This window comes from Embleya sp. NPDC055664 (assembly GCF_053618075.1).
On sequence record NZ_JBSHGZ010000064.1, the window covers coordinates 1 to 2,768 of the forward strand.

At 72.5% G+C, this 2,768-nt stretch carries 3 protein-coding genes; all 3 read left to right on the forward strand.

Annotation, left to right across the window (positions count from 1 at the left end; all coding sequences use genetic code 11):
* The first annotated feature begins 143 nt into the window (after nucleotides 1-143).
* The 3 genes from ACWGR4_RS46745 (at nucleotide 144) to ACWGR4_RS46755 (ending at nucleotide 2,685) form a co-directional block, all read left to right on the forward strand.
* Nucleotides 144-527 (forward strand): MerR family transcriptional regulator, encoded by a 384-nt coding sequence (locus ACWGR4_RS46745; RefSeq protein ID WP_380009589.1) that lies wholly within the window; start codon nucleotides 144-146, stop codon nucleotides 525-527.
* A gap of 204 nt (nucleotides 528-731) precedes the next feature.
* Nucleotides 732-1,490: a CmcI family methyltransferase gene (locus ACWGR4_RS46750; RefSeq protein ID WP_452134123.1), complete on the forward strand. Its 759-nt coding sequence runs from the start codon at nucleotides 732-734 to the stop codon at nucleotides 1,488-1,490.
* A gap of 241 nt (nucleotides 1,491-1,731) precedes the next feature.
* On the forward strand, nucleotides 1,732-2,685 hold the full coding sequence (locus ACWGR4_RS46755) for a GNAT family N-acetyltransferase (RefSeq protein ID WP_452134124.1): 954 nt from the start codon (nucleotides 1,732-1,734) through the stop codon (nucleotides 2,683-2,685).
* The last annotated feature ends 83 nt before the right edge of the window (nucleotides 2,686-2,768 follow it).

Below are 2,768 nucleotides of genomic sequence, written 5' to 3' on the forward strand. Positions count from 1 at the left end.
GCCCCTGGGGGGGGGGGGTGGGCACCCCCACCCCGCGTTCCCGGGGGGGGGCCCCCCCGGGGGGGGGCCCCCCCCGGGGACGCCCGCCCCCCCCGCCCCCCGGGGGCCCCCGCCCTGCGACACCCACCCGGCAGAATTCCGGTATGACCCCCACCGCGCCGCGCTATCTGACCCCGGCCGAGACCGCCGAGCGCTCCGGCTTCAGCCTGGACACCCTGCGCTACTACGAACGCATCGGCCTGCTCTCCGACGTGGACCGCGCGCCCAGCGGGCATCGCCGGTTCACCGAGCAGGACCTGCAATGGCTCGGCATCCTGCGCTGCCTGCGGGACACCGGCATGCCGATCGCGGACATGCGCCGCTACGCGGAACTCGCCCGCACCGGCGACCGGGAGTCGCTGACCGAGCGGATCGCCCTCCTGGAACGGCACGACGCCTCGGTGGAGGAGCAGATCGCGCTGCTGCGGGCGCAGCAGGGGCACCTGCGGGCCAAGATCGACTACTACCGATCGGTACTGCCGGACTGAACCCGAAACCGGTCGGTCCGGACGGGGTGTGTGTGCTCCCGGCGGACGACGGATGACCATGCGGCGTTCGATGGTCGAACAATCCGTGTCGACAGCGCCGAAACCGGGCGCGATGGTGTGCTCTCCCGATATGGATGTACGGGCATGGGTCCGGGTGCCGGAGCACTCCGGTCCGTCCGGACGCCGGGACAGGAGAGGGTCGCCATGGCCGATACCCACACCGATACCACCACCGACGACTTCGACGGGGACCGGTTGCCACCGACCGTCGCCGCCGACCACCAGACGACGCTCCTGGAATACCGCCGCGCCCGCGGCCGGCAGCACGTCCGCGATTGGTACGCCGGTCTGCGGATCAAGAAGTTTCCCGAGGATCTGCGTGTGTTCGAGCACGTGCTGTGGTCCTCGCGGACACAGGTGGTGGTGGAACTGGGCACCCATCTGGGCGGCTCGACCCTGTGGTTCCGCGACCGACTGCGCACGCTGGCCGGCTACGGCCGCGTCCCCGAGGCGATCCGGGTGATCTCGGTCGACCTGGACCAGTCGCGCGCGGCGGCGCTGCTCGGCTCCGCCGATCCGCACTTCGCGCGCGACATCACCCTCGTCGCCGGCGACGTCCGCGACCCGGGGCTCGCCGAACGGGTCGAGCGACTGATCCCGCCCGGCGCGCGCTGTCTGGTCGTCGAGGACACCCTGCACGAGTACGACACGACCGCCGCCGCGCTGCGCAACTTCGCCCATCTGGTGCCCGACGGCGGCTTCTTCGTCGTCGAGGACGGCATCGTGGACGACCCCGATCTGTGTCCGCCCGACATGCCGGGCGGCGTGGTCCCGGCGATCAGCGACTGGCTGGCCGGCGACCAGGGCAGCGCCTTCACCACCCGCCGCGACCTCGAACTCTACGGCGTCACCAGCCACCCACACGGCTGGCTGCAACGAGTCCGGCGCCGCCCGGCACCGTAACGGTGGGGTGCGCGAGCCGGCTGCGCGGGCCGGGTGCGCGGGAAAAGCGTTTGCGACGGACGGGTGTTGTTCGGTAGAAAGTGCGGCCGGACCCCCAGCGGCAGATCGCCACGGGGGACGTGACGACGAGAGGAGGGACACGCGATGTACGCAGTCATCACCGCGCCCGTGTCCTCCCGGGGGACCGACCGAGTCTGACCCCGGAACGGACGGGCGCTCTTCACCGGAGTGTGCCTTGACCGTGGAACAGCAGGATCCGATCACGCGTGCGATCACCGGACGCGACGAACTCGCCCTCTTCTCCGAACTGCCCTACGTTCTCAACACCGAACTGTCTGACGACCTCGCCGCCGGCCGCCGCCGACCGGAATGGATGTGGGTCGCCCTGCGCGGCGACCGACTCCTGGCCCGAGCCGCATGGTGGAGCCGTCCGGGGGACCGGCTGCCGCGCTATCTGGACATCCTCGACGTCGACGACGGCGTCGACGGTGTCCCGGCGGCGGAGCGCCCGGAGTTCGCGGCGCGCCTGGTGCGCACCGCGATGTCCGACATCCTGCCCGCCGGGACCCGGCCGCCGGAGTACACCCGCTTCGTCCCGCCCGACTGGCGCGAGGACACGCTCGTCGGCCCGGCCGTCCGGGCCCGCATGACGGCACTGGAAAGCCTCGGCGCCCGGCTGTTCGTGGAGCGGCTGCGGTTGGAATGGCGCCCCGGGACGCCGATTCCGGAGCCGCGCGGCCGGCTGATGTTCCGTCCGGTGCACGATGCCGACGAACTGGTGGCGCTGATGACCGGCGTCCTGGCGGGGACGTTGGACGCCCACGGGCGGGACGAGCTGACCCGAATGACCGCGCGCGAATCGGCGGTTGCCCAGTACGACGACGAACTGGCCCGCTACGCGAGCCCGAAGGAGTGGTGGCGCATCGCGACGCTGCCGGACGGGGAGCCGCTGGGATTCGTCGTCCCGGCGCACAACGGCTACAACCCCGTCATCGCCTACATCGCGGTCCTGCCCGCGTATCGCGGCAACGGCTACGTCGACGACATCCTGGCCGAGGGCACCCGTGTGCTGGCCGCACAGGACGTGCCCCGGATCCGCGCGGCGACGGATCTCGGCAACGTCCCGATGGCGAACGCGTTTCGGCGGGCGGGGTATGTCAACTTCGAGCGTGAGATCAACATGACCTGGCGCTGACGGGCCGGGGGGGGGGGGGGGGGGGCGCCCCCCCCCCCCCCCCCCCCCCCCCCCCCCCCCCCCCCCCCCCCCCCCCCCCCCGT

Excerpts from the sequence above, each read along its gene's own strand:
- ACWGR4_RS46745 (WP_380009589.1), top strand. The coding sequence starts at position 144 with ATGACCCCCACCGCGCCGCGCTATCTGACCCCGGCCGAGACCGCCGAG.
- ACWGR4_RS46750 (WP_452134123.1), top strand. The coding sequence starts at position 732 with ATGGCCGATACCCACACCGATACCACCACCGACGACTTCGACGGGGAC.